This window comes from Klebsiella sp. K47, assembly GCF_051858335.1.
GTDB classification, from domain to species: Bacteria; Pseudomonadota; Gammaproteobacteria; order Enterobacterales; family Enterobacteriaceae; genus Klebsiella; species Klebsiella pneumoniae.
The window spans coordinates 1-26,048 of sequence record NZ_JBPYUI010000016.1; the positions used below are offsets into that span (position 1 = coordinate 1).

At 55.9% G+C, this 26,048-nt stretch carries 23 protein-coding genes; 17 read left to right on the forward strand and 6 right to left on the reverse strand.

Annotated features, from left to right (window positions below):
• Positions 1–182: 182 nt before the first annotated feature.
• Positions 183–722: a hypothetical protein gene (locus tag RRF55_RS16220; RefSeq protein WP_016531314.1), complete on the reverse strand. Its 540-nt coding sequence runs from the start codon at positions 720–722 to the stop codon at positions 183–185.
• Between the two features lie 381 nt (positions 723–1,103).
• Between RRF55_RS16220 and uraH the strand changes: the two genes are divergently transcribed.
• Positions 1,104–1,505, forward strand: a complete 402-nt coding sequence (gene uraH, locus RRF55_RS16225; RefSeq protein ID WP_002892366.1) for a hydroxyisourate hydrolase — start codon at positions 1,104–1,106, stop codon at positions 1,503–1,505.
• A gap of 78 nt (positions 1,506–1,583) precedes the next feature.
• On the opposite strand, the gene RRF55_RS16230 is transcribed toward uraH, so the two are convergent.
• Positions 1,584–1,754 (reverse strand): hypothetical protein, encoded by a 171-nt coding sequence (locus tag RRF55_RS16230; RefSeq protein WP_002892370.1) that lies wholly within the window; start codon positions 1,752–1,754, stop codon positions 1,584–1,586.
• A gap of 324 nt (positions 1,755–2,078) precedes the next feature.
• On the opposite strand from RRF55_RS16230, the gene RRF55_RS16235 reads away from it, so the two are divergent.
• Together RRF55_RS16235 and RRF55_RS16240 are read left to right on the forward strand one after the other, a co-directional pair.
• Positions 2,079–2,219: a hypothetical protein gene (locus RRF55_RS16235; RefSeq protein WP_032409092.1), complete on the forward strand. Its 141-nt coding sequence runs from the start codon at positions 2,079–2,081 to the stop codon at positions 2,217–2,219.
• Between the two features lie 45 nt (positions 2,220–2,264).
• Positions 2,265–3,569 (forward strand): citrate synthase, encoded by a 1,305-nt coding sequence (locus RRF55_RS16240; RefSeq protein WP_004147414.1) that lies wholly within the window; start codon positions 2,265–2,267, stop codon positions 3,567–3,569.
• A gap of 52 nt (positions 3,570–3,621) precedes the next feature.
• Here the strand turns inward: RRF55_RS16240 and RRF55_RS16245 are convergent, their stop codons facing one another.
• A complete protein-coding gene (locus RRF55_RS16245; protein ID WP_004191501.1) occupies positions 3,622–3,927 on the reverse strand; it encodes a hypothetical protein in 306 nt (101 codons plus the stop codon).
• Positions 3,905–4,567: a LuxR C-terminal-related transcriptional regulator gene (locus RRF55_RS16250; protein WP_002892378.1), complete on the reverse strand. Its 663-nt coding sequence runs from the start codon at positions 4,565–4,567 to the stop codon at positions 3,905–3,907. The genes RRF55_RS16245 and RRF55_RS16250 overlap by 23 nt, the downstream gene beginning before the upstream one ends.
• 470 nt (positions 4,568–5,037) lie before the next feature.
• Between RRF55_RS16250 and RRF55_RS16255 the strand changes: the two genes are divergently transcribed.
• From RRF55_RS16255 to RRF55_RS16270, 4 genes are read left to right on the forward strand one after another with little or no spacing between them, the layout of a single operon-like run.
• Entirely contained in the window at positions 5,038–5,598 is a 561-nt protein-coding gene (locus tag RRF55_RS16255; RefSeq protein ID WP_004151792.1) for a fimbrial protein, read from the forward strand.
• A gap of 58 nt (positions 5,599–5,656) precedes the next feature.
• On the forward strand, positions 5,657–6,352 hold the full coding sequence (locus RRF55_RS16260) for a fimbrial biogenesis chaperone (protein WP_012068380.1): 696 nt from the start codon (positions 5,657–5,659) through the stop codon (positions 6,350–6,352).
• Positions 6,353–6,362: 10 nt separating this feature from the next.
• Positions 6,363–8,798: a fimbria/pilus outer membrane usher protein gene (locus tag RRF55_RS16265; RefSeq protein ID WP_064153247.1), complete on the forward strand. Its 2,436-nt coding sequence runs from the start codon at positions 6,363–6,365 to the stop codon at positions 8,796–8,798.
• 1 nt (position 8,799) lies between these two features.
• Positions 8,800–9,825, forward strand: coding sequence for a fimbrial protein (locus RRF55_RS16270; protein WP_004147417.1), 1,026 nt, complete (start codon positions 8,800–8,802; stop codon positions 9,823–9,825).
• A 22-nt stretch (positions 9,826–9,847) separates the two neighbouring features.
• Here RRF55_RS16270 and RRF55_RS16275 read toward each other — a convergent pair whose 3' ends face one another.
• Positions 9,848–10,714, reverse strand: a complete 867-nt coding sequence (locus tag RRF55_RS16275) for a GNAT family N-acetyltransferase (protein WP_004211259.1) — start codon at positions 10,712–10,714, stop codon at positions 9,848–9,850.
• 510 nt (positions 10,715–11,224) lie between these two features.
• Here RRF55_RS16275 and RRF55_RS16280 point away from each other — a divergent pair.
• From RRF55_RS16280 to lysS, 7 genes are all read left to right on the forward strand, one after another.
• Positions 11,225–12,145 carry a Kdo(2)-lipid IV(A) acyltransferase gene (locus tag RRF55_RS16280; protein WP_002892400.1) on the forward strand — a complete coding sequence of 307 codons (921 nt, stop codon included), beginning with the start codon at positions 11,225–11,227 and terminating at the stop codon, positions 12,143–12,145.
• Positions 12,146–12,245: 100 nt separating this feature from the next.
• Complete coding sequence (locus RRF55_RS16285) at positions 12,246–12,518, forward strand: DUF1471 domain-containing protein (protein ID WP_002892402.1); 273 nt, start codon at positions 12,246–12,248, stop codon at positions 12,516–12,518.
• 293 nt (positions 12,519–12,811) lie between these two features.
• Positions 12,812–14,380, forward strand: a complete 1,569-nt coding sequence (gene cadC / locus RRF55_RS16290) for a lysine decarboxylation/transport transcriptional activator CadC (protein WP_439419146.1) — start codon at positions 12,812–12,814, stop codon at positions 14,378–14,380.
• Positions 14,381–14,745: 365 nt separating this feature from the next.
• Positions 14,746–16,080, forward strand: coding sequence for a cadaverine/lysine antiporter (cadB, locus tag RRF55_RS16295; RefSeq protein WP_002892484.1), 1,335 nt, complete (start codon positions 14,746–14,748; stop codon positions 16,078–16,080).
• 82 nt (positions 16,081–16,162) lie between these two features.
• Positions 16,163–18,310, forward strand: a complete 2,148-nt coding sequence (gene cadA / locus RRF55_RS16300) for a lysine decarboxylase CadA (protein WP_002892486.1) — start codon at positions 16,163–16,165, stop codon at positions 18,308–18,310.
• 59 nt (positions 18,311–18,369) lie between these two features.
• Positions 18,370–19,845: a dipeptide permease DtpD gene (gene dtpD, locus RRF55_RS16305; RefSeq protein ID WP_004151795.1), complete on the forward strand. Its 1,476-nt coding sequence runs from the start codon at positions 18,370–18,372 to the stop codon at positions 19,843–19,845.
• A 331-nt stretch (positions 19,846–20,176) separates the two neighbouring features.
• Positions 20,177–21,694, forward strand: a complete 1,518-nt coding sequence (gene lysS / locus RRF55_RS16310; protein WP_064153249.1) for a lysine--tRNA ligase — start codon at positions 20,177–20,179, stop codon at positions 21,692–21,694.
• A 76-nt stretch (positions 21,695–21,770) separates the two neighbouring features.
• Here lysS and RRF55_RS16315 read toward each other — a convergent pair whose 3' ends face one another.
• Positions 21,771–22,196 carry a hypothetical protein gene (locus tag RRF55_RS16315; RefSeq protein WP_032410957.1) on the reverse strand — a complete coding sequence of 142 codons (426 nt, stop codon included), beginning with the start codon at positions 22,194–22,196 and terminating at the stop codon, positions 21,771–21,773.
• 571 nt (positions 22,197–22,767) lie between these two features.
• Between RRF55_RS16315 and iolE the strand changes: the two genes are divergently transcribed.
• From iolE to RRF55_RS16330, 3 genes are read left to right on the forward strand one after another with little or no spacing between them, the layout of a single operon-like run.
• A complete protein-coding gene (gene iolE, locus RRF55_RS16320; protein WP_014907960.1) occupies positions 22,768–23,688 on the forward strand; it encodes a myo-inosose-2 dehydratase in 921 nt (306 codons plus the stop codon).
• The gene (locus RRF55_RS16325; protein ID WP_064153250.1) at positions 23,685–24,857 is read left to right on the forward strand and encodes a Gfo/Idh/MocA family protein; all 1,173 of its coding nucleotides are present in this window, start codon (positions 23,685–23,687) and stop codon (positions 24,855–24,857) included. The genes iolE and RRF55_RS16325 overlap by 4 nt, the downstream gene beginning before the upstream one ends.
• Before the next feature lie 9 nt (positions 24,858–24,866).
• Positions 24,867–25,898 carry a Gfo/Idh/MocA family protein gene (locus RRF55_RS16330; protein ID WP_064153252.1) on the forward strand — a complete coding sequence of 344 codons (1,032 nt, stop codon included), beginning with the start codon at positions 24,867–24,869 and terminating at the stop codon, positions 25,896–25,898.
• The last annotated feature ends 150 nt before the right edge of the window (positions 25,899–26,048 follow it).

Below are 26,048 nucleotides of genomic sequence, written 5' to 3' on the forward strand. Positions count from 1 at the left end.
GCGCCCTGCTGGCGGGTGGCGGCAGCAAAGGCCATGCGGAAGGTACGACGCAGTCTGCGGTATCCGAGGGCACTATCTCCGACAAGGAGAAAGCGCAGCGGCGCCTGATATAAATCCAGGTGAGCGGTGATTTTGCCGCTATCCCATTCTTTTAACATCTACAAACTGAGCGCTGATATACCTTACGAATTTGAAGGTATCGGATACTTCAGCTCGATTTGCGGCGCATCGCTTAGCCACCGGCCAGATTTTGCCATCAGGTATCCGGCGATTTCTTCAGGCGTTAAATCGACATGAAGCATGTCTTTATCCTGAAACCATTCATTAGGCCAGTAGATGAGGTCGGATGGATTGGCATCAAAGTTTTTCTCAAGCAGTCCCAGCGCGTAGCTTTGTTCAGATTCCTTACCTTCGGCCTGACACACAAACTGGATGATCTGAATCAGCTCATCCCAGGATAAATCCGCCACGTATTTTTCTTGATTAAACGCCATCCCGGTGAAGTCTTTTGCACTGGTCCATGAAGAGAAATCCCGGAAATCAGAGAATGCATACGGGTTAATAACCTGGCTATTCCAGTCATTTATCAACATTTTCAACCCGGTATCCTCTTCCTTAGCCCCGTTATCAATTTGCGCCAGTATCTCTTCGGCCATGTCCGCTAGCTGTTTCAGTTTCTGGCGGTTTACTTTGGCTGGTTGCAGACGTTCGGGTAATGGCATCGGTTTATTCCTTGTAAAATTGAGCGCATCAGTGACAAGCTATGCTCCCATCCTGGTCAAACATTTATCCAAAGTCTATATACAATCAATCCCTCTTCTGACAACGAGCGTCTAACGGTATAAATATCAGCGGTAGGTCCCGGACGTTCGTTACCCGCTATCCGCAAAAAATCTACTTTTCAAGATGAAAAGTGGCTTCGCAAACCATATCTGTTAGCCGACTTCTCTGTGCAGGAGGCCGCTTGCGGCCTGTTTCAGAGTACACCCAGTTGTACCGTTCCCCGCCAAATAACCGCAATCTGATAACAAAAAGTTTAATTTTTTTCCCCGCCGCGCTGACTATAGTTAGGGCACTTTCACTTGCCCAATAAGGTCACGATTATGAAATTAGTTATCGCCTCCGTAATTTCTCTGCTCAGCTTCAGCGCGCTGGCGGCGCCAGAGGGGACGCTCAGCGTACACATTCTTAATCAGCAAACCGGGCTCCCTTCACCGGGGGTGCAGATTGAGCTGGATAAACAGCAGGGGGAGAGCTGGCAGCATATCGCCACCGGTAAAACGGATGCCGATGGGCGGATTAAGTCGCTCTATCCGCAGGCGGAGAATATGGAGCCGGGGGTGTATAAAGTGACGTTTAAAACCGGTGACTATTTTAAAAGCCAAAATATGAATACGTTCTTCCCGGTGATTCCGGTTATTTTCAATGTCACAAAGCAAAATCAAAAACTGCATATCCCGCTGCTGCTCAGTCAGTACGGATACTCTACCTACCGCGGCAGCTGATGACCCAAGCCGCTATCCAGCCAACGCCTGCGCGGCTTCCGCAGGCGTCACGCTTTTCTCGCACCACGATGTCCACGCCTAACGCTCGGTCTCTTTCTCTTTAAAGTGTTTAACGGCTTCGTCGTACATCGCCAGCAGGCCGGAAATTTCGCCTTCATATTGCGGCACGCGCTGGGCGCGAACGAGCTCAATCAGTAGCGCATAGGCTGCTTCTTCCGGGGCCGCATGTGGATTAATAAGTCCAGACATATCACCTCCTTAACAGTGGGCCTTTAGCCTACCCCTCGGCGGGAAAACGCAACAGCCTGATATGCAACCAGTACTTCTTATATGGCTCTTATGAAACCTCAGAGGCGAAGACCACGGCGGAAATCAATTGAAGGAGGGGTTATCCAGACCACTGGCGTGGCGGTTAGTGGTGCATCTACACCGGCAGGAGGCTCATCATCAGCCAGGCGATGGCGATGCAGATAAGGGTCATCGACAGCACAAAATTCATGGTAGCTCCTCTTCATCCTTTCTTTACTCAACGTAAATTTTGACAGCGATGATCGCCTTTATCCTTGGCGATTTGTGCCGCTATCCGGCGGTGGGCTGGGGAAAGACGGCCTGTTTCCCAGTGAAGGCCAGCAAAATATCCTCTTTGCCAGGGTTATAGTGATGACATCAATGAATAAGCTGCATCACATTGGTTATGTTGGTCTTTCCGCCTGAAGAATGACTTCGGGTCGCTGATAAGCTTGCTGGGGGACTAACAGGATGAGCACTACACCGTTAACGCTTTCTTTTGCTGGACAACAACCGCCCATCGCCCTGCCGCAGGTGCCGGGAACGCGGGGGCCGGTGGGAGTTGACATGCGCGGGCTAAATCAGTCCGGATTCTGCAGCTATGACCCCGGCTTCGCCAATACCGCCGGATGCCAGTCGGCGATCTCGTGGATCGATACGGAAAACAGCGTGCTATTGCACCGCGGCTATCCGGTGGATCAGCTGGCTCGCCAGTGCGATTTTCTCGAAGTGGCCTACATCATGCTGAACGGTGACGCGCCGGATGAGGCCAGCTATCAAACCTTTCGCGAGACCATCACCCGCCATACTCTGGTCCATGAGCAGATAGCCCGCATGTGCAGCGGCTTTCGTCGCGACTCGCACCCGATGGCGCTGATGTGCGCCCTGGTGGGGGCGCTGGCGGCGTTCTATCATGATGTACTGGATGTGGAAAATCCGCAGCACCGGGCGCTGGCCGCCACCCGGCTGCTGTCGAAAATGCCCACTATCGCCGCCATGAGCTACAAGTACACCATTGAGCAACCCGCGGCGTATCCGCGCAACGATCTCTCCTATGCCGGTAATTTCCTGCAGATGCTGTTTGCTATCCCGGCGGAAAAATACGTTCTCAATCCGGTTATCGAGCAGGCGATGAACCAGATCCTGGTGCTGCATGCCGATCACGGGCAGTGCGCCTCGACCACTACGGTGCGCGCGGCGGGCTCCTCCGGGGCGAACTTATTCGCCTGCGTCGCCGCCGGGCTGGCGTCGCTGTGGGGGCCGATGCATGGCGGAGCAAATGAATCGAGCATGCGAATGCTGGAGGAGATTGAAAGCGTCGATCAGGTTCCGGCGTTTCTGCGCCAGGCGAAGCGCGATCCGCAGGCATTTCGCCGGCTGGGTTTTGGCAACTCGCGCTACCGTCACCGTGACCCGCGCGCCGATATCCTGCGTGAAACCAGCCATCGGGTGCTGGCGGAGGTAGGCATGTCCGACCGCCTGCTGCAGGTGGCGATGGCCCTTGAGGACGTGGCGCTGACCGACCCCTATTTTGTGGACAATGGCCTGTCGCCAAGCGTGGATTTCTATACCGCGGTGATCCTTAAAGCGATGAATCTGCCTTCGTCGATGTTTGCGGTGGTCACCGCGGTCGGTCGGACGGTCGGGTGGGTGGCGCACTGGAACGAGATGCACCAGGCGCCGCTGACCATCTACCGGCCACGGCAGATTTACGTTGGCGAGGGCTATCGGGATTACGTCTCCCGACGCGGCGAGCGGTCTGCTGAGCTAAGGTAATGCCTTACAGGCAGGAGGCGCGCGGCGTCTTCCTGCCCAGGCGGGTTACTACTCAGAGATGCCGGGAGAGCAGATAGTGCTCGACGGCGGTATATTCGGTTAACCGGGTATACAGCGCCAACAGGGCGCTGAGAAAAGCGCCTACCTCACAGGCCTGCGGCCTGGGCGTGGCGAGTAATGGCTGTAGCGTAGCTCTCAGTTGATCAAGGTCGGGCTTCAGCACATACGGTATATGCAGGGTGCTGAGGATGGTTTCAGTCTGCTGGAAATCATGACGAGATGGCAACGCCTCGTCTGCGCTTAGCCAGCTCAGGATAATCAACATGAGGCGATTTTTAGCGTAGAGATACGATTTCATGGCCTGTCTCCTGTCGGTAGTGGCGCAACACCATCCCCTGAACTTTGTTCATCAGTTCCACGTTATTTTTCACCGCCAGCTTGCTAAGGACACGTGAACGGTAGTAGTAGACCCGTTTGATCGTGAGCTGCATGGTGCTGGCCACGTGACACAACGGCATTCCCCCCATCAGCAGGCTGATTAAAAAAGTTTCCTTACGGGTCAGGTTATAGCTGTCAGGTATGGCGATATAGAGCTTGTCGGCGGGGGGCGATGTCAAGCGCGGACCGCGGGCAAGGGCAGCGCTGAGCCCGGCAAAACTGGTGATGAACTCTGCGCCGAGCACAATGGCGAGGCTGCGTTCGAGCTCGCTCAACGGGTAGCCTGATTTGGCAAAAATAAAGATCCGGATCAGGGGATTAAACGATTTTAAACTGAGCGCGACCTGCAGTACTTCGATGCTGACGCTGCTGTAATCAATAAGGATGGTGCTTAGCCGGGCTCCGGCATCGGTCGCAAAAAAAGTATAGAACATCTCACTCTGTCCACTAAACGGGTAACAGAGTATTTCTTTAATATCCAGAGGCTTGCTGTTTGGTTCATTAATATACGCTTTCAGGGCAATATTAAAATATTCTGAATCCGCAATGCAGATCAACATAATGACCTCCTGGCATAAATACGCTGTGCATGCTGTCCTGCCTGAATCGACAATTTACTGTAGAGAATACCCGCCATAAATAACATACTCCCTGCGCTTTCAATCCAGGGGGGAGAACGTGGGAGGAGGTGGTTAATAATGAGGGTGAGATAGTTAGATCGCATTTCTCGAATGTTTTTTAGAAAATAAAAAATAAAAATTATCTTTTATTTACAGTGAGTTGTGTTTTTATTGTGCGTCAGTTTTATTTCTTTTTCAAAGTGGTGTTAAGACTTTTCTATAAAAAGTAGAAATGGTCCTGGTGGCGAATTTGAATAATAAATAATGAAGTGAGTAGGATGTCAGTGCAGGGAAGGGGTTAAAAGATAACAGGCTAATCCAATGGACTGAGCATTAATAAATTGTACGTATAAAGTACGCCAGGGTATTTCCTGAACGATTCTTCATAAGCGTGGTGATGAGGAGTGAATATGAAAAAATACAGCAGAGGAATGGCATCTTTCGTGGTGATGATGATGCTTTCTCCGGTAGCGGCACAGGCTGCTGATGGCAAAGTCACCTTTAATGGTGAAGTCATCGAAAATACTTGTACGGTAGTGAATAAAGACAAGACGGTAACCCTACCGACGGTCCAGCGTTCAGCGCTCAGCAGCGCGGGTGAGACGGCGGGCGTGGTTCCCTTCACCATCGATCTGACGAGCTGCACCCCAGGGGCTGATGTCTCGGTGTACTTCGAGAAAGATCAATACGTTTCCACGGAGGGTCGACTAAAAAACACTCTGTCTGACGGCACGGAAGCAGAAAACGTCGATGTGGAGCTGCTGAACACTCGGTTTACGCCGATTAACCTCGCGGAGACCCCGGCGGTCGCTGCAGACGGCACCATTGCTCGCCCGGACGTGATCCCGGTGGCGGTGGCTGAGCAGGATGGTTCCGCCTCGCTGCCTTTCTATGCCCGCTACTATGCGACCGACGCCGCTACGGCTGGAAAAGTCGCTACCTACGTCAACTTTACGGTGGTCTATCCGTAACCCCTGTCCACGGCCCCGCTCAGGGGCCGTTTATCCACCCGGCAAGGAGGAGGTGAATATGCGGCGTATGGTTCTGGCACTGCTGCTGTCCAGCTATTTACCCTCGGCGGACGCCAGCATGGTTATTGACGGCACACGGATTATTTTTTCCGGCGACAAAAAAGAGATCGCCGTCCGGGCCACCAATATGGGGGAGACCCCCTCTCTGACGCAGGTCTGGGTCGACGATGGCCGCGTGCAAAATCAACCGGAAAAGGATGCGGCGCCGTTTATTGTGCTGCCGCCGATTGTGCGCATCGAACCGGGAAAAGGCCAGAGCTGGCGCCTGGTGTTTAACGGCAGCCGCCTGCCGCAGGATCGGGAATCGCTGTTCTGGTTCAATCTTCTGGATATCCCACCTGAGCCGAAAAATGGCAAGACTGACAATTACCTGCAGCTCGCGATACGGTCGCGTATCAAGCTGTTTTACCGTCCGGCAGGCGTGGCGGCGGAAAAAATAGCCGCGGAAAAAGCCCTGAGCTGGGCGCTGGCTCCTACGGGCAACGGGCTGCGGGTGAGCAATGCCTCAGCGCGCTATATCACCATCGACAGCATCACCCTTAACGGACAAAAACACGCTGCCGGCATGGTCGCCCCGTTTTCCTCGCTGGAGATCGCGCCTAAAGGGGTCGCGCTGCGCACGCTGCCAGCCAAATTCAGCTTCACCACCATCAATGATTACGGCGCGGTAGTGAATCATAATTATCCTCAGTAAGGACATTATTATGAAATTCAGGGAGATCAAGGTTGGGTTGATGCTGCTCCTTCCCTGGCAGGAGGCATGGGCGGCAGAGGCGTTTAGTTTTAACCGCGCCCATTTGCACGGCGCCGCGCAGGTTGATCTCCAGAAATATCAATACGGTAATCCACTACACGCCGGACAGTACCGCAGCACGCTCTCGGTGAATGGCCGGGACCTGGGGGAAGAAACGTTTGTTATCCAGGAACACGATGGCCAGCTTGAGCCCTGCATCTCACCCTCGCTGTTCGACGCTCTGCAGCTGAAGGATGCCCAGTGGCCAACCGCGGCCACCTGCCTGCGTTTTTCGCAGATCGATAAGGCGATCGGCTGGGAGTATGACAGCGGGGAAAACGTCCTGCGGGTAAATATGCCCCAGGCGCTGCTGCAACCCCATTATCGGGGGGCGGTGAACCTGAAAAAGGTGGATAGCGGCGTGCCCGCCGCGGTGCTGCGCTACCAGGCCAATAGCTATCAGAGCATCGTCGACGGGGACACCAGCAGCCATCATTATCTCGGGCTGGATGCCAGCCTGCGCGCCTTTGGCTGGCGGTTACATCACCAGTCCAGCTACCAGGCGCAGGAAGGGAATACGCACTGGGATAGCATTGCCACCTGGGCTGAGAGAAGTGTAGTGAACTGGGCGTCCACGTTACGGCTGGGTCAGGGATGGACCGACGGAACCTTCTTTGACAGCGTCAGTTTTATCGGCGGCAGGCTGGCTACCGATGTGCGCATGCTGCCGGGCTCTCGCCGCGGTTTTGCGCCGTCGGTCAGCGGCGTGGCGCGCACCAACGCCCGCGTAACGGTCACCCAGAACGGCGCTCTGTTGTACGAGGCAACGGTTCCGCCGGGCAAATTCACCTTCGACGATCTCTATCCCACCAACGCCGGCGGCGATTTACAGGTGACGATCCACGAGGCGGATGGCAGTCAGGACACCTTTACCGTGCCGTACGCCACGCTGCCTGGCCTGGTGCGGGCAGGCGCGGTCTATTATGATCTGTCGCTGGGCTATCTGGATGAGGACGGGATCGCCGGGCGGCCGGGATTTGGCGAAGCCACGCTGCAGTACGGCTTCAATGACTATATCAGCGGCTATACCGGCGCTAACGCGACGACAGATTATTACTCGACGCTGGTCGGCAGCGCCTTCAATACCTACTGGGGCGCGCTGGCGGTCGATCTTTCCCGTTCTGCGGCGAAGGGCAGGGAGCACGGCTGGCAGGAGGGCTACCGCTGGCGGGTGTCCGCATCAAAATCGTTTACATCCGATACGCGAATGCTGCTCTCGATGAGCCACAGCAACGACGGCAATTATCGCTCCATTCGCGATGCCGCCTGGGAGCACGACCGGCACCCCAACGACTGGCGGGAGATGACCCGCTACAGCGCGACGTTGTCTCAGCAGGCCGGCAGCGGCAGTCTGTCATTTAACGGAATCTGGAGTGAGGATGTCCGCCACCACCGCTGGCGCTCATATCAGCTGGGCTATGCCAACCGCTATGGTCAGCTCAATTATTATCTGTATGCCCAGCAGAGCCAGGATATCCATCACCGCAATAATCAGGTGGTGGGCGTCTCCTTTTCGCTGCCGTTCGGGCAGGCGGGCAGCCTGACCACCCGCTTTAACCACGATAAAAACTACGGCAGCCAGCTGCAGTCCAGCTATACCGGCAGCGCAGGCGAGAAAAACGCCTTCAGCTACGGTTTGACCGCCAGCTACGACATGCCGCGGGAGAACCCAAATGAAGCCAGCGTTGCGGCCAACGGTAGCCTGCGGACGGATTATGCGTACCTGAACGCCAGCGCCAGCGCCGGTCGCCATCAGCAGCAGTACTCGCTGGGGGCGTCGGGCGCCCTGGTAGCGCATCAGGGCGGCATGACCGCCACCCCCGAACTGGGGGAAACCTTCGCCATTGTGGAAGCGCCCGGCGCGGTGGGGGCCCGGGTGGCTAACCGCCTTGGACAGCCGATTAACCGCCAGGGTTTTACGATCATCCCTTACCTCGATCCCTTTACCGCTAACTGGCTGGATCTCGATCCGCAGGGTCTGAACGACCATGTGGAGATTGTCTCCAGCAGCACGACGGTGGTGCCCGATTCGGGCGCGGCGGTGAAGGTCAAATTTGTCACGCGTACCGGCTATCCCTGGTTTGCCCATGTCACGCTGCCGGATGGCGCGGCTCCCCCGCTGGGCGCGGAGGTGTTCGACGACAACGGTCGGGCGGTTGGCGCCGTCGGTCAGGGCGGGCTGCTGTATGCCCGGGTGCCGCAGGACCACGGCAGCGTCTCGGTAGTATGGGGCGAACGCAGCGGGCAACGCTGCCGGTTGGCCTATGCCATCCGCGACGACGCGGTGCAGCAGGTTAGCAGCCCCACGCCGCATCAGGTCTGCCGGCCGGGAATAAAGGAGAAGTAATATGAAAAAAATCATCGCATCAGGGGTACCTCTTCTGCTGGCCGGCGGGTACTGCGCTTCGCTGTCGGCAGCGTGCCAGATGGTCAGTGGCAAAACTATCGAGTATTCAGTGAACGTCAGCCAGGCCAGTATCAACCTTGACGTCAGCGATCTCCCCATTGGCTCCCTGCTATACAGCTACGGAGGGATGATTATCACTAATAACGAACGCTGGGAGATCGCCTGCAGCGGCAGCGAGCCCGGCGGGTTTCAGAGCATTGGCGGTTCCCGGGTCGGCCCGGCGGGAGACGGCAAGCCGGGGGATATCTACAGCATCGACCGCCTGCCGGGCATCGGCTACAGCTTTCAGATGGGGGAACAGGATGGCATTAATTTCGATCCCCTGTTCACGGCCTGGCCTTCCGCGCCGGTATTTTCCGGCCAGCGCGCATTTCAGGCGGAAAATAAAAAACCGACCATCTATTTCTGGCGGATTGCCGATAACGGCGGTCTACCGCCGCCGGGCGAATATTGCCTTAATGATTACCTTGGCGATATTTATCTTGGCGGAGTACAGGCGATGCGCTTCAGCGTCAGCGGGCTCTGTATTCAGGTCAAATCACCCACCTGCAAGATTACTGACGACAGTAAAAACATTAACGTCTTCCTCGGACGGCATAACAAAACCGCATTTACCGGGCTCAACAGCACCACCGCCCCGGTTCCTTTTAACATCAACCTGACGAACTGTGAAAATGTCGGCAGCGTGTTTATGCAGTTTAACGCGACGGTGGACAGCGCTGTCGCCGCCAACGAAGTGATTAAAATCGATGACCAACCTGAAGGGGCATCCGGACTTGGCGTGCAGATCCTCAGTGCCGGCGGCTCGCTGGTGCCGCTAAACCAGGTGAGCCAGGTCTGGTCCGGGAAAAAAGGCAGTCAGACGAACTATCGTTTATCCTATCAGGCCCGCTATATCCAGACGCAGCCCGCAGTGACTGCGGGCGAAGCGAACGCCAGTGCGACCTTCGTGGTGACTTATAACTGATCTGCCTGGCGGCACAGCGCCGTCAGGCATGCGCCAGTAAAGGAAACATCAACTTCCTGTCTTTAAACAGGTTTTCCTTCTGGTCATAGACGAAGAGGATATCTTCTCCCTCTATCTTCTCATACTCGCCGAGCCGGTCTTCACTGGGGGTAAAACCGAGGATGGCCTGGTAAACGTGGTCATCGGCCAGTTCGTTGACCAGCGTCGACAGGCTCTTGCCCACGTCGCAGAACAGATCAAAGCAGATCAGCACCGGACCGTTTTGCATGGCGATGACCACCGCCTCATTTTTTGCCGAGTAATAGACAAAATGCTTCATAAAGGCTGAGCAGTAAAACATCAGCAGGCCAAAGTTATGCTCCACCCGCAGCGGTGAGAACGGGTTGGATTTTTCATAGTAATGGCGGAGCAGGGCGACATCGTCAGCGCTGTCCATATCCAGTTTACGAAAATCACCGGCTCGCGGGGAGACCGGCATAATATATTGATGTTCTTCGCTGCGGGTGAAGCCAAATTTGGGGTAAAAATCCACCGTGGTGGGATTGGCGAATAAAAAGAAGGCGTCCGCCTCCTGCTGCCAGTCCTGCAGGATGTGATGGATAAGCTGGCCGGCTAATCCCTTATTACGGTGGTCCGGCTCGGTCATCACGGTGCCAATCTGAATATAACGCCGGGGCTCGCCCTGCCAGCGCAGGTCGATGATGTTGGCCGAAGCGTTAGCGATAACTTTATTGCGTTCGACAAAAGCATAGGGGATATAGGCATCGGTCCAGTAACCTTGCTGATACCACTCTTCAAAAGACAGGTCAAAAGTCTTAACGGCAAGGTCAATGAAGCTTTTTCTTAATGGGTTATTTTCTCTGACTTGCTTCACTAATTGATAATTCATTGTCATAGTTCCTTCTCACTATGGCTTCTGAAAGCGGCGACGTCGGCAAAGGCACTTGCGTCGAATGAGCGCTGTAAACGTAGCATATCTGGGAAAAGGATCCGCAATGTCGATGCTTAACCTTTGCCCCAGTCACAAATAACCGCATGCTGGCCGTGTCAAACCGGGCGAAACGGACTGTTTGCGTTCGCTACCGCCATAATAAAGCGTGAGTAAAAGAGGTATTGGTCGCGAGGCTGAGGCAAATGTACTGGCTATTTTATCGACAATCGGCCGGGCCGTAGAGGTTAGGTTTATTTATTTATGCATTAAACAGGAAATTTTACGCGTTGCGTCTAATAATAGAGTAGTCCCCAGCGTAAGGGCTGAATTTATCCTGGAATCGGCTTATAATAACGCGCTTTGTGATTGAGTATTACCGCACGAATTGGAAAAATACTACGTGCAGGATCCGCTACTTTATTTCGCGGTTTTTGCTCAGCTATTATTGAGTGAATTAACAGGATTACTATGTCAAATTTACCCAAATTTTCCCGCGCGCTGTTGCACCCGCGTTACTGGCTGTTGTGGCTGGGAATTGGCTTTTTGTGGCTGCTGGTGCAATTACCGTATCCGGTGATCTACCGTCTGGGAACGGCGCTTGGGCGGCTGGCAATGCGGGTGATGAAAAGCCGCGCGCGGATTGCCAGACGTAATCTCGAACTCTGCTTTCCCGAGATGAGCGCCGCCGACCGCGAGGCGCTGCTGGTGAAAAACTTTGAATCGCTGGGCATGGGGCTGATGGAGACCGGCATGGCCTGGTTCTGGCCGACGCACCGGGTAGCGCGCTGGACCGAGACCAGCGGCGTTAACGAGGTGGTGGAGCTTCTGGAAGAAAAGCAGGGCATTTTACTGATCGGTATCCATTTTCTGACCCTCGAAATGGGTGCGCGAATGTACGGCATGTTTACCCCAGGCATTGGCGTCTACCGGCCCAACGATAACCCGCTGATTGACTGGCTGCAAACCTGGGGACGCTTGCGCTCTAACAAGACCATGCTGGATCGAAAAAATCTGAAAGGGATGGTCAGGGCGCTAAAAGAGGGGGAAATTCTCTGGTACGCGCCGGATCATGACTACGGTCCGGCCAGCAGCGTCTTCGCCCCGCTGTTTGCCGTCGAACAGGCGGCGACCACCACCGGTACCTGGATGCTGGCGAAAATGTCCGGGGCGACGATTGTGCCGTTTGTTCCGCGGCGCAAGCCCAACGGCATGGGGTATGAATTGATCTCCCTGACGCCGGAGCGCACGCCGCCGCTGGCGAGCGCCGAGGTTACGGCGGCCTGGATGAATCAGATTATCGAACAGTGCATCCTGATGGCGCCCGAGCAATACATGTGGCTGCACCGGCGCTTTAAGACCCGCCCGGAAGGAGTACCGCCGCGTTACTGAACGCCTCGGCCAAAAAATAAGCGCATCGGTAGCACGCTTAGTAAATCGCCGTCTATACTGAAAGGGCCTGACTGAAGGCTAATTCCAAGGAGATTGCAGGATGAAAAAAGTGATAGTCGCGTTAGCCCTTTCCGCCGTTGCATTTGGCGCCTCCGCCGCGCAGTTGATTACCAAAGAAGAAGTGAAACACTTCAAACTGACCAAAGTCGGGCCGATCTCGGTGGGGCCGTCCGGTGGCGAATTCTCTTCGCCTTCCGATCTGCACGATCAGCTCTCCAAGCTGGCCGATGAGAAAGGCGGAAAGTACTACGTGATCACCGCTGCGCGTGAGCATGGCCCTAACTTTGAAGCCACAGCGGAAGTGTATAAATAACCTTTTTTTAAAGCGTGCCGTATCGGCGCGCAACGCATTGAGCCTGGAGCGCGTTAAGCCTCCGGGCTTATTTTTTTCTGCTATCGGAATTGCCTTAGGCAATAGCGGCAGCGGAAATGCGTTTTTATCGCTATATATAGATTTCATGATCACGATGTTAATGAATTATTGCTTTTTATTGTTAATAAAGAGCCCATTCCGGCCTAATGCCTGAGGGAGTGACCCCTGGCAAAAATAGGTAGGACAAATGTGTTATCATCGCGCCTTTCCCTTTTTGTCTGGGGCTTTCTTGTATGCTACAACCTGTTGTTCGCGTCGGTGAATGGCTGGTAACCCCCTCTGTAAACCAAATCAGCAGGAAGGGGCGCCAGCTTACCCTTGAACCGCGTTTAATCGATCTTCTGGTCTTTTTTGCCCGCCATCCGGGGGAAGTGCTTAGCCGGGACGAGCTTATCGAAAACGTCTGGACCCGGAACGTTGTGACCAGCCACGTCGTCACGCAGAGTATTTCTGAACTGCGCAAGTCGCTCAAAGACGGCGACGACGTTAGCCTTGAGTACATCGCGACGGTACCCAAACGGGGGTATAAGCTCACGGTGCCGGTGATCTGGTGCACCGAAGAGGGGGAGGAGCTAGCCCCGTCGATGGAGGCGCTGACGCCTTCGCCGTCGACCGCCGTTCCTGCGCCGCCGGCCGCCGGTGCGCCATCCGACGTCTCTGTCCCTCTCCCTGATGCCGCCGCGCCGCCACCGGCTCCTACCGTGGCCAGCGCGCCGTCAGGCCGCAAGCTCCTCACTACCGCCCTGGTGTGGGGGCTGTTCCTGTTGGCGCTGGGCACCTGCGTGGCGCTGGTGGCGCTGTCGAGCATGGAATCGCGGCCGCCGGTCAACAAGGCGCGTCTGCTGCTCAATCCGCGCGATATCGATATCCACCTGGTGAATGGCAACTCCTGCGCTAACTGGTCGTCGCAGCACTCCTACGCCGTAGGACTGGCCAGCCTGATCACCACCTCGCTGAACACCTTCTCGACCTTTATGGTGCATGACAAAACGGACTACAACATCAATGAACCAAGCAGTTCCGGCAAAACGCTGACCATTGAGTTCGTTAATCAGCGCCATTATCGGGCGCAGCAGTGCTTTATGTCGGTCCAGCTGGTGGACAACGCCGACAGCTCGACGATGCTGGATAAGCGCTACTTTGTGACCAACGATAACCAGCTGACCATCCAGAACGATCTGATGAACAGCCTGTCGGATGCCCTGGCGCAGCCGTGGCCGGCGCGAATGCAGGCGATGCTCAGGCAATATCAGCCCTCGCAAAGCGTGGCGTTAACCTATTTCTACCAGTCGCATCAGCTGTTAATGAAGGGCGACGTCGATTCATTAAGTAAGGCCAGTAGCCTGCTGGATGATGTGATTCAGCGGGCGCCGGATTTTATTTACGCCTATGCCGAAAAAACGCTGGTGGATGTATTGCGCCATTCGCAACAGCCTCTGGACGATAAACAGCTGGCCGCCCTCTACAGTGAAGTCGAGCGGGTAGGGGCGATGCCGGGTATAAAAGACATGGCGATTTATTATCAAATAAAAGCGGTGGATTCATTGGGGAAGGGCAAAGTCGACGAAGCAAATACCGCAATTAATAGTGCGATTGATTTAGAGATGTCATGGCTAAATTATGTGCTGTTAGGCAAAGTCTATGAGATGAAAGGTGAGAACCGTCTGGCTGCCGATTCTTACATCACGGCGTTTAATTTACGTCCTGGCGAAGATACCCTGTACTGGATTGAAAATGGGGTTTTCCAGACATCGGTTAACCGAGTAGTTCCATATCTCGACAACTTTCTCTCTTCAGAATAAGTAAACCCTCATCATGCGCAAGGTTTTGGGCATGGTGAGGTTAAATTTATGTTTCTCATGAAGCCTCTTTTTGTTATTTTTATTTAGCATTCAGGAGGCTTTAAATAACAGTCAGATAACACGCTACCCTTCTTCTAACTCACTGTAATTCAACGATGTTTATCTTTTTCTGACACCCTGTTGTCATGTTTATATGTTAAGGGAAAAAGGTCAAAATATCATTTGTCTGATGTTTGTTTTTATATCACTTTATCTTTATGACTTATCTCGTACAAATCAGTAATCTTGTTGGCAGTTGGTCGGGTCAATTAATGGTTCTGTATCATGATCTGTACCTCCCAAATAAACTTAGGAGAAAAACAACCATGAGTTCTGCCAAGAAGATCGGGCTATTTGCCTGTACCGGTGTCGTCGCCGGTAATATGATGGGGAGCGGGATTGCATTATTACCTGCGAACCTGGCCAGCATCGGTGGTATTGCCATTTGGGGCTGGGTGATTTCAATTATTGGTGCGATGTCTCTGGCTTATGTTTATGCCCGACTGGCCACTAAAAACCCGCAGCAGGGCGGTCCTATTGCCTACGCTGGCGAAATATCTCCGGCATTCGGTTTCCAGACCGGTGTCCTTTATTATCATGCAAACTGGATTGGTAACCTGGCCATCGGGATTACCGCAGTTTCTTATCTCTCTACGTTCTTCCCAATTTTAAATAACCCGGTGCCAGCAGGTATTGCCTGTATTGCCATCGTGTGGATCTTTACTTTCGTTAATATGCTCGGCGGGACCTGGGTCAGCCGTCTGACCACTATTGGTCTGGTACTGGTGCTTATTCCGGTAGTCATGACCGCGGTCGTCGGCTGGCACTGGTTTGATGTCGCTACCTATCAGGCGAACTGGAATACCTCCAGCACCACCGATAGCCACGCGGTTATTAAAAGTATCCTGCTCTGCCTGTGGGCCTTCGTTGGCGTAGAATCCGCCGCCGTGAGTACCGGGATGGTGAAAAACCCGAAACGTACCGTGCCGCTGGCTACCATGCTGGGCACTGCGATGGCCGGTATCGTCTACATCGCCGCGACTCAGGTTATCGCCGGTATGTATCCTGCTTCTCAGATGGCCGCGTCCGGTGCGCCGTTCGCAATTAGCGCCTCTACCATCCTCGGCGGCTGGGCTGCACCGATGGTATCCGCTTTCACCGCCTTTGCCTGCCTGACTTCTCTGGGCTCGTGGATGATGCTGGTTGGCCAGGCCGGTGTACGTGCCGCCAACGACGGTAACTTCCCGAAAGTGTATGGCGAAGTTGATAACAACGGTATTCCGAAAAAAGGCCTGCTGCTGGCCGCAGTGAAAATGACCGCGCTGATGGTGCTGATTACCCTGATGAACTCCGCCGGTGGTAAAGCCTCTGACCTGTTCGGCGAACTGACCGGTATCGCGGTACTGCTGACCATGCTGCCTTACTTCTACTCCTGTGTTGACCTGATTCGTTTCGAAGGCATCAACATCCGTAACTTCGTTAGCCTGATTTGTTCGGTACTGGGTTGCGTGTTCTGCTTCATCGCGCTGATGGGCGCAAGCTCCTTCGAACTGGCCGGCACCTTCATCGTTAGCCTGATTATCCTGATGTTCTACGGTCGCAAAATGCACCAGCGCCAGAACAACGCATCGGATAACAACACCACCGCTAACGCGCACTAATCAGCAACCCGTTTTCCTGAGGCTCCTTCCATCACCTGTCATCACGCGACGGGAGGGGCTTTCTACATCTGGAGATTTGACTATGAACGTTATTGCAATCATGAATCACATGGGGGTTTACTTCAAAGAAGAACCCATCCGTGAACTGCATCGTGCTCTCGAACGCCTGGACTTCCGTATTGTCTACCCGAACGACCGTGACGACTTATTAAAACTTATTGAAAACAACTCTCGTCTGTGCGGCGTGATCTTCGACTGGGATAAATACAATCTCGAACTGTGCGAAGAAATCAGCAAAATGAACGAGTACATGCCGCTGTATGCGTTCGCTAACACCTACTCCACTCTGGACGTTAGCCTGAACGATCTGCGCATGCAGGTTCGCTTCTTCGAATATGCGCTGGGCGCTGCGGAAGATATCGCGAACAAAATCAAACAGAACACTGACGAATACATCGACACCATTCTGCCGCCGCTGACCAAAGCGCTGTTCAAATATGTCCGTGAAGGTAAATATACCTTCTGTACCCCAGGCCACATGGGCGGTACCGCGTTCCAGAAAAGCCCGGTAGGCAGCATCTTCTACGATTTCTTTGGCTCCAACACCATGAAATCCGATATCTCCATTTCGGTTTCTGAACTGGGTTCCCTGCTGGACCACAGCGGCCCGCACAAAGAAGCGGAAGAGTATATCGCTCGCGTGTTTAACGCAGAACGCAGCTACATGGTGACCAACGGTACTTCTACCGCTAACAAAATCGTCGGCATGTACTCCGCGCCGGCCGGCAGCACCGTGCTGATTGACCGTAACTGCCACAAATCGCTGACTCACCTGATGATGATGAGCGACATTACGCCGATCTACTTCCGTCCGACCCGTAACGCCTACGGTATCCTCGGCGGTATTCCGCAGAGCGAATTCCAGCACGCGACTATCGCCAAGCGTGTGAAAGAGACGCCGAATGCGACCTGGCCGGTACACGCGGTTATCACCAACTCAACCTATGATGGTCTGCTGTACAACACCGACTTCATCAAGAAAACCCTGGATGTGAAATCCATCCACTTTGACTCCGCGTGGGTGCCTTACACCAACTTCTCGCCGATCTATGAAGGCAAATGCGGGATGAGCGGCGGCCGCGTCGAAGGGAAAGTGATTTATGAAACCCAGTCCACGCACAAACTGCTGGCGGCGTTCTCCCAGGCGTCGATGATCCATGTGAAAGGCGACGTAAACGAAGAGACCTTCAACGAAGCCTACATGATGCACACCACCACCTCTCCACACTACGGGATCGTGGCCTCCACCGAAACCGCGGCGGCGATGATGAAGGGGAACGCTGGTAAGCGTCTGATCGACGGCTCTATTGAACGTTCCATCAAGTTCCGTAAAGAGATCAAACGTCTGAAAGGCGAGTCTGACGGCTGGTTCTTCGACGTCTGGCAGCCGGAGCATATCGATGGTCCTGAATGCTGGCCGCTGCGTTCCGACAGCGCATGGCACGGTTTCAAAAACATCGATAATGAACACATGTACCTCGACCCGATCAAAGTCACGCTGCTGACTCCGGGGATGAAGAAAGACGGCACCATGGATGACTTCGGTATTCCGGCAAGCATCGTGGCGAAATACCTCGACGAACACGGCATCGTGGTAGAGAAAACCGGTCCGTACAACCTGCTGTTCCTGTTCAGTATCGGTATCGATAAGACTAAAGCGCTGAGCCTGCTGCGTGCGCTGACCGACTTCAAACGCGCGTTCGACCTGAACCTGCGGGTGAAAAACATGCTGCCGTCGCTGTACCGTGAAGATCCTGAATTCTATGAAAACATGCGTATTCAGGACCTCGCGCAGAACATTCACAAACTGATTGAGCATCACAACCTGCCGGATCTGATGTTCCGCGCGTTTGAAGTGCTGCCATCGATGGTGATGACCCCGTATGCCGCGTTCCAGAAAGAGCTGCACGGTCAGACGGAAGAAGTGTATCTCGAAGAGATGGTCGGCCGCGTCAACGCCAACATGATCCTGCCGTATCCTCCGGGAGTGCCGCTGGTGATGCCGGGTGAGATGATCACCGAAGAGAGCCGTCCGGTGCTGGAGTTCCTGCAGATGCTGTGCGAAATCGGCGCCCACTATCCAGGCTTCGAAACCGATATCCACGGCGCCTATCGTCAGGCGGATGGTCGTTACACCGTTAAAGTGCTGAAAGAAGAGAATAACAAGTAATAGACGCACACCAGGGAAGTGGCTTGCCACTTCCCTTTTTCACGCTGCAAGGAGAACACATGAAAACACCCTCACAGCCGCGCGCGATTTACTACATCGTTGCGATCCAGATCTGGGAGTACTTCAGCTTTTACGGCATGCGCGCCTTACTCATCCTTTACCTTACCCACCAGCTTGGCTTCGACGACAGCCACGCCATCAGCCTGTTCAGCGCTTACGCATCTCTGGTTTACGTTACCCCTATTCTCGGCGGCTGGCTTGCCGACCGCCTGCTCGGCAACCGCACGGCGGTAATTGCCGGGGCGCTGTTGATGACCCTCGGCCATGTGGTGCTGGGCGTTGAGTCGACCTCCGCATGGAGTTTGTACGTCGCGCTGGCGATCATCATCTGCGGCTACGGCCTGTTTAAATCCAATATCAGCTGCCTGCTCGGCGAACTGTACGCTCACGACGACCCGCGTCGCGACGGTGGTTTCTCGCTGCTGTACGCCGCCGGCAACGTCGGCTCGATTGCCGCGCCCATCGCCTGCGGACTGGCGGCGCAGTGGTACGGCTGGCATATCGGCTTCGCCCTTGCGGGGATCGGTATGTTTATCGGCCTGATGATTTTCTTAAGCGGCAGCCGCCACTTCCGGCATACCCGCGGCGTCGATAAACCGGCGCTGCGGGCGGTGAAGTTCGTGCTGCCGACCTGGGGCTGGCTGCTGGTGATGCTCTGCCTGGCGCCGGTATTTTTCACGCTGCTGCTGCAAAACAACTGGTCCGGCTATCTGCTGGCGATCGTCTGCCTGTTCGCCGCCCAGATGGTGGCGCGGATCATGATCAAAGCCCCGGAGCATCGTCGCGCGCTGTGGCAGATCGTCCTGCTGATGCTCGCCGGAACGCTGTTCTGGGTGCTGGCGCAGCAGGGCGGGAGCTCGATTAGCCTGTTTATCGACCACTTCGTCAATCGTCGTCTGCTGAACTGGGACGTGCCGACCGCGCTGTTCCAGTCAGTTAACGCGATAGCGGTGATGGCGGCCGGCGTGGTGCTGGCGTGGCTGATGCGCCCGGAAGGCAGCGTGCGTTCTGTGCTGCGCGTCTGGCTGAAATTTTCTTTCGGCCTGCTGCTGATGGGCGGCGGCTTTATGCTGCTGGCGCTCAATGCCCGCCATGGCGCGGCTGACGGTCAGGCCTCAATGGGCATGATGGTCGCCGGGCTGGCGATGATGGGCTTTGCCGAACTGTTTATCGACCCGGTGGCGATGGCGCAAATCACCCGTCTGAACATGCCCGGCGTCACCGGGGTGTTGACCGGGATCTATATGCTGGCCACCGGCGCGGTGGCCAACTGGCTGGCGGGCGTGGTCGCCCAGCAAACCACCGAATCGCAAATCAGCGATACGGCGATTGCCGCCTATCAGCATTTCTTCGCGCAGATGGGCGAATGGACCCTCGGCTGCGTGGCGGTGATGGTCATTATCGCCTTTGCCGCGGCCTGTAGCGTTGGCAAACGTCGTGCGGCTGCCGGTGAAATTACCGGCGGCGGCGCCTGACGCTCGTCCCGGCCCGTGGCGTAAACACCTTGTCCGGGCTGCGATTCGTAGCCCCGGTAAGCGCAGCGCGACCGGGGGCATTACCTCAACAGCGGAGCGCGAAGTCGCTCCTTGCACAGCTTAGTGAACAGGAGGAGGATATTCTGGCATGCGCGGAGGCCAACGATAAAAAATACCGTTACTGAAGCCATAGCTGAGTGAGATCAGCTTGGAGTGAATCCAGGATCGTTAAGATTGTGCTCTGGTGTCTTCCCAGAGACAGGCCGCGCGGAAGGGTGACCTGGTTCAATTTATCGAAGCTAGTTTGAAAGCAAGGTTATGAGGAATCCATATGTCTGAACAACAAGCACAAGGTGCCGATGAGGCCATTGACCTTAATAATGAACTGAAAGCTCGTCGCGAAAAACTGGCTGCGCTGCGTGAGCAGGGCGTAGCTTTCCCCAACGATTTCCGTCGCGATCATACCTCTGACCAATTGCATGCTGAATTCGATGCGAAGGACAACGATGAACTCGCTTCCCTGAACGTTGAAGTTGCGGTGGCTGGTCGGATGATGACCCGCCGCGTGATGGGCAAAGCCTCCTTCGTCACCCTCCAGGACGTCGGCGGCCGCATTCAGCTGTACGTGGCGCGCGATGACCTGCCGGAAGGCGTCTACAACGAACAGTTTAAGAAATGGGACCTCGGCGATATCATCGCCGCCCGCGGCAAGCTGTTCAAAACGCAAACCGGCGAACTCTCGATCCACTGCACCGAGCTGCGCCTGCTGACCAAAGCCCTGCGCCCGCTGCCGGATAAATTTCACGGCCTGCAGGATCAGGAAGTTCGCTATCGCCAGCGCTATCTGGATCTGATCGCCAACGAAGAGTCGCGTCATACGTTCCGTATCCGTTCGCAGATCCTCGCCACCATGCGCCAGTTCATGGTGGCCCGCGGCTTTATGGAAGTCGAAACGCCGATGATGCAGGTGATCCCTGGCGGTGCGTCAGCCCGTCCGTTCATTACCCATCACAACGCCCTGGATCTCGATATGTACCTGCGCATCGCGCCGGAACTGTATCTGAAACGTCTGGTGGTTGGCGGTTTTGAACGCGTGTTTGAAATCAACCGTAACTTCCGCAACGAAGGGATCTCGGTACGCCATAACCCAGAGTTCACCATGATGGAACTGTATATGGCGTATGCGGACTACAAAGACCTGATCGAACTGACCGAGTCGCTGTTCCGCACCCTGGCGCAGACGGTGCTGGGCAAAACCGAAGTGCCGTATGGCGACCAGGTGTTTGATTTCGGCAAGCCGTTTGAAAAACTGACCATGCGGGAAGCGATCAAGAAACACCGTCCGGAAACCAACATGGCGGATCTGGATAACTTCGACGCGGCGAAAGCACTGGCGGAATCTATCGGTATTCAGGTAGAGAAAAGCTGGGGGCTGGGACGCATAGTTACCGAAATCTTTGACGAAGTGGCGGAAGCGCATCTGATTCAGCCGACCTTCATCACCGAATACCCGGCGGAAGTTTCTCCGCTGGCGCGCCGTAACGACGTCAACCCGGAAATCACTGACCGCTTTGAATTCTTCATCGGCGGCCGCGAAATCGGTAACGGTTTCAGCGAGCTGAACGATGCCGAAGACCAGGCGCAGCGCTTCCAGGATCAGGTGAACGCCAAAGCGGCGGGCGATGACGAAGCGATGTTCTACGACGAAGACTACGTGACCGCCCTCGAGTGCGGCCTGCCGCCGACCGCGGGTCTGGGTATTGGTATCGACCGCATGGTGATGCTGTTTACCAACAGCCATACCATCCGCGACGTGATCCTCTTCCCGGCCATGCGTCCGCAGAAGTAATCCATTGCACTCCCTCCCGGCCTGCGCCGGGAGGTTCTCCCTGCATTATCCCCGGCCTGTCGGCAGAGCGATGTTATTACAGGACTTTTTGCAACGTGCCGCGCTGGCTGCCGTTTGCCCATACGCCGTTAAAGGCGTCGTTCAGCGTAAAGGCTGAGCTTTTCACCCGGAAGGTCAGTTTACCCTGGCTGGCTTTCGCCTCCTCGACCAGATGACCATGGGTTTTCACCGTTTTAGCGGTGACGGTAATCTCATCAATTTTATCGCCATACTCCGTATAAACATACCAGGTGCCCACCCAGGGGCCGAAGCCGCTGCTGGCGTGCTGTGCGGCGGCGGCATTCTCGGCTTTGGTTTTATGAATATCGCAGGTGATCCCGTCGGTCATCTGCGTGCAGCCGGAACGTTCAAGCTGTTCCCGGTATTTCGCGCTAATGGCGTGGGCCGGCGCGGCGGCGACCAGCGCCAGGGTGAGGGTGGTGAAAAGCCAGGTCTTATTCATCTTATTGTTTCTCATCGCGATAGCGGCGTGCCGGGCCAGAGAGAGGGATACACGTTGGTGTATTCTCCCGTTGGCGTCAGAATAAAATAACCCAACCAGTCCTGATAAGTAATTAGCAAGAGGCTCTGGGGTTATTTATTAGTAAAACATCAAAGTTTCATGCTTATTTCGCAAGCCAACCTTCCCACTGCTTGTCATATTATTGCAGAGAGAATGTTAATTATTTGATGTTTTAAAAGCGGCTATGTGTCATTCAGGCAAATAACAGCAGGCCTGTCCTTGGCGCACGGCAAAAGCCCGCGCTGGTGCGGTGTTGAGTTTTTTTCATATTGCTATCATCATATTTCGAATGAAAGGGATAACCTCTGCAGCGGGTTATTAAGCCAGTAATTTTTATCCGCAAAATAAGCCGGCGGCAAGCATTATTTCCATTTATTTTTCAGGGTTACCTGAAATAGCGAATATACCGCCAGCGCAATGATGGATTTCCATCATTTCTCCGTTTTCATCGTCGGTCGTCACCTGCTTATAGTGACGCCAGACAAGACCACAGGGTGGAAAGGAGAACAAGATGGCGACAGAGCAACTGCGGTGGGGCGTGAGCCCCCTGTGCTGGACCAACGATGTACTCGAGGATTTAGGCGGTGATATTCCCCTGGATACCTGCCTGCGCGAGGCGCGGGAGGCGGGCTATCAGGGCATTGAGTTAGGACGGAAATTTCCCCGCCAGGCATCAACCCTGGGCCCGCTGCTGGCGGCGGCTGACCTGCGCCTGGCGTCCGGCTGGTACAGCGGCCTGCTGGCCGACCGCAGCGTGGAAGCGGAGCTGGAGGCGGTGCGGGAGCACGCCCAGCTCCTCCGGCAGCTCGGCGCGAAGGTGATGGTTTACGGCGAGTGCGGGCAACTGCCAGGTGAAACCCCGCTTGATGAGCCTATTTCGCTCTCGCCGCCGTTAAGCCGCGTCAGCCTTGCGGCGTATTGCCACAAGCTGAATACCTTTGCTGACCTGCTGCTGCGCGACTATGACCTCCAGCTGGCCTATCACCATCATCTGATGATGCTGGTGGAGCACGATGACGAGCTGGAGCGGTTTCTGTCTCACACCCATGACAACGTCGGGCTGGCGTTTGATACCGGGCACGCCTTTGTCGCCGGGGTCGAGATCCCGCGCGTACTGCACAAATATGGCCACCGTATCCGCCATCTGCATCTGAAAGACGTGCGTCCGCAGGTGCTGGGGCGTCTGTATCGGGAAAACCTGAGCTTTAACGAGGCGGTGCGCGCCGGGCTGTTTACCATCCCAGGCGACGGCTGCATCGACTATGCGCCGATCCTCGACTTTGTCCGGGACAGCGACTACCGCGGCTGGCTGATTATCGAAGCCGAGCAGGACCCGGCGATGGCGCCGCCGCTGGCCACCGCCAGCCGCGCCTATGCCTGGCTGGCGCACCATTTATCTTCCCCTTCATCGTCAGAGGAGTACGCATCATGAGCGCGCGGTTAAATATCGGCCTTATCGGCTCAGGTTTTATGGGGCAGGCACACGCTGACGCTTACCGTCGCGCGGCAATGTTCTATCCCGATCTGCCCAAGCGCCCGCATCTCTACGCGCTGGCGGATCAGGATCAGGCGATGGCCGAACGGCACGCGGCGAAACTGGGGGCGGAAAAGGCCTACGGCGACTGGCGCGAGCTGGTAAACGATCCGCAGGTTGATGTGGTGGATATCACCTCGCCGAACCATCTGCACTACACAATGGCGATGGCGGCGATCGCGGCGGGTAAACATGTCTATTGCGAGAAGCCGCTGGCGGTCAATGAGCAGCAGGCGCAGGAGATGGCGCAGGCGGCACGGCGCGCGGGGGTGAAGACCATGGTGGCCTTTAACAACATCAAAACGCCGGCGGCGCTGCTGGCAAAGCAGATTATCGCCCGGGGCGATATTGGCGAACCGGTGCGCTTTCGCGGCACCTTTGATCAGGGGTTTTATAACGACCCGAACCTGCCCTGGTCCTGGCGCTGCTCGAAAACCCTCGGCGGCAGCGGGGCGCTTGGCGACCTCGGCGCCCATACCCTGTCCGTCGCCCAGTTTTTGCTGGGCGGGATCCGTGAAGTGACCGCCAGCGCGCAAACCTGCCTGCGCCAGCGTCCGGTGCCGCAGACCGATGCCGGGTATGCCAGCCGGGTCGCGGCCGATGCCGAGTGGCGGGAAGTGGAAAATGACGATCAGGTTCAGTGCCTGGTCAATTTCGACAGCGGCGCCGCGGGGGTGATTGAGGCCTCGCGCATCGCCGCCGGGCGGATCTTCGGCGTGTTCTGGGAGGTCTCCGGCACCGAAGGCACGCTGTATATGGACGGGGAGCGCTTTAACGAGCTGCAGGTGTATCGCTTCAACGATGATAAACATGACCGCGGCTTTAAGACGCTGTATGCCGGGAGCCAGATCCCGGCCTATGCCGGCTTCTTCGGCTTCGATTTTGGCGGCGGCGGGCTGGGCTATTTTGACATCAAGGTGATCGAAGTGCATGACCTGGTGCAGGGGATTTGCGGGGAGGGCGACTGCTATCCCAACTTTGAATTTGGTTTGCAGAATCAGCGCGTGCTGTCGGCGATTGAAGCCTCGATGGTCAGCCGTCGCTGGGTGAACGTGGTTAAAGACTAAGGAGCCGCTATGTTTCCGTCACACTTACCAACCCCGCGCCGCCCGGCGGCGCAGAACATTCCCCTCCTGCGCTGGGGCATTATCGGTCCTGGCTGGATCGCCGAGCGCTTTGTGCACTCATTGAAAACCTACAGCCGGCAGCAGGTGGTGGCGGTGGCTTCCCGCAGCCAGGCGAAGGCCGACCGGGTGGCCGCGGAATGGGGGATCCCCCAGGCTTACGGCCAGGTGGAGGAGATGCTGGCGCGTCCGGATATTGATGCGGTGTATATTGCGACGCCGCACAACCATCACTTTCCCGACGGCATGCAGGCGCTGAAGGCGGGCAAACACGTGCTGATTGAGAAACCCTTCGCCCTCAACCTCGGCGAAGGACGTGAGCTGCAGGCTGAAGCCGCCCGCCAGGGGAAGCTGGCGCTGGAGGCAATGTGGTGCGATTACGCGCCGAAATATGATGTGATCCGCCAGCTGCTGGAGGATGGGGCGCTCGGCGACCTGCATACCCTGCTGGCCGATCACGGCGAGTATTTCACCCCCGAGCACCGCATCTTCAATGCCGATCTTGCCGGCGGGCCGATGATGGACCTCGGCAGCTATGTGACCTCGTTTGCGCTGATGGTGGGCGGCATGCCGCAGGAGATTGTCGCCCGCGGCAGCGCCACGGCGGAGGGGCTTAACGGTCAGACGTCGATGCTGTTTAGCTGGCAGAACGGGATGCAGGGGGTGTTAAACACCACTTTGTTCAGCAACACGCCGGGCGGGGCGGTGGTGGCCGGACGCCTGGCGACCCTGACGATCGACGGCCAGTTTTACGCCCCCGGCGGCTTCACGCTCGCCGCCAGCCAGGGCGGGCAGGTGCTGCGCTGGGAAGAGCCGCGCAATCGTTACGACCAGCTGTTCTGGCAGGCGGAGCATTTTGCCTGGTGCATCGGGCAGGGGTTGCAGGACTCGCCGCTGCGGCCGCTCAGTCGGGTGCTGCAGAATCTGCAGGTGATGGATGAGGTGCGGCGCCAGGTGGGCGCGGTGTTTAACGAAGAACGCTAAGGAGCCGGCCGGGCAATGGCAGATAGCGCGAGCGTATCTGCCATTGCCCGGCAAAAGGACGCGTACGATGCCTGATGTCTGTTGCCCGGCGGCGCTGCGCTTGCGCGGGCCTGGGATATCAATGCAACCGTTTGATATTAAATCAGATTA

Bases quoted from the DNA above. Each gene is read 5' to 3' on its own strand.
- cadA (WP_002892486.1), top strand. From the start codon at position 16,163: ATGAACGTTATTGCAATCATGAATCACATGGGGGTTTACTTCAAAGAA.
- RRF55_RS16275 (WP_004211259.1), bottom strand. From the start codon at position 10,714: ATGAATTATCAATTAGTGAAGCAAGTCAGAGAAAATAACCCATTAAGA.
- RRF55_RS16285 (WP_002892402.1), top strand. From the start codon at position 12,246: ATGAAAAAAGTGATAGTCGCGTTAGCCCTTTCCGCCGTTGCATTTGGC.
- lysS (WP_064153249.1), top strand. From the start codon at position 20,177: ATGTCTGAACAACAAGCACAAGGTGCCGATGAGGCCATTGACCTTAAT.
- RRF55_RS16280 (WP_002892400.1), top strand. From the start codon at position 11,225: ATGTCAAATTTACCCAAATTTTCCCGCGCGCTGTTGCACCCGCGTTAC.
- RRF55_RS16255 (WP_004151792.1), top strand. From the start codon at position 5,038: ATGAAAAAATACAGCAGAGGAATGGCATCTTTCGTGGTGATGATGATG.
- RRF55_RS16330 (WP_064153252.1), top strand. From the start codon at position 24,867: ATGTTTCCGTCACACTTACCAACCCCGCGCCGCCCGGCGGCGCAGAAC.
- uraH (WP_002892366.1), top strand. From the start codon at position 1,104: ATGAAATTAGTTATCGCCTCCGTAATTTCTCTGCTCAGCTTCAGCGCG.
- RRF55_RS16260 (WP_012068380.1), top strand. From the start codon at position 5,657: ATGCGGCGTATGGTTCTGGCACTGCTGCTGTCCAGCTATTTACCCTCG.
- RRF55_RS16325 (WP_064153250.1), top strand. From the start codon at position 23,685: ATGAGCGCGCGGTTAAATATCGGCCTTATCGGCTCAGGTTTTATGGGG.
- cadC (WP_439419146.1), top strand. From the start codon at position 12,812: ATGCTACAACCTGTTGTTCGCGTCGGTGAATGGCTGGTAACCCCCTCT.
- RRF55_RS16245 (WP_004191501.1), bottom strand. From the start codon at position 3,927: ATGAAATCGTATCTCTACGCTAAAAATCGCCTCATGTTGATTATCCTG.
- RRF55_RS16270 (WP_004147417.1), top strand. From the start codon at position 8,800: ATGAAAAAAATCATCGCATCAGGGGTACCTCTTCTGCTGGCCGGCGGG.
- RRF55_RS16265 (WP_064153247.1), top strand. From the start codon at position 6,363: ATGAAATTCAGGGAGATCAAGGTTGGGTTGATGCTGCTCCTTCCCTGG.
- dtpD (WP_004151795.1), top strand. From the start codon at position 18,370: ATGAAAACACCCTCACAGCCGCGCGCGATTTACTACATCGTTGCGATC.
- RRF55_RS16250 (WP_002892378.1), bottom strand. From the start codon at position 4,567: ATGTTGATCTGCATTGCGGATTCAGAATATTTTAATATTGCCCTGAAA.
- RRF55_RS16220 (WP_016531314.1), bottom strand. From the start codon at position 722: ATGCCATTACCCGAACGTCTGCAACCAGCCAAAGTAAACCGCCAGAAA.
- RRF55_RS16315 (WP_032410957.1), bottom strand. From the start codon at position 22,196: ATGAATAAGACCTGGCTTTTCACCACCCTCACCCTGGCGCTGGTCGCC.
- cadB (WP_002892484.1), top strand. From the start codon at position 14,746: ATGAGTTCTGCCAAGAAGATCGGGCTATTTGCCTGTACCGGTGTCGTC.
- iolE (WP_014907960.1), top strand. From the start codon at position 22,768: ATGGCGACAGAGCAACTGCGGTGGGGCGTGAGCCCCCTGTGCTGGACC.
- RRF55_RS16230 (WP_002892370.1), bottom strand. From the start codon at position 1,754: ATGTCTGGACTTATTAATCCACATGCGGCCCCGGAAGAAGCAGCCTAT.
- RRF55_RS16240 (WP_004147414.1), top strand. From the start codon at position 2,265: ATGAGCACTACACCGTTAACGCTTTCTTTTGCTGGACAACAACCGCCC.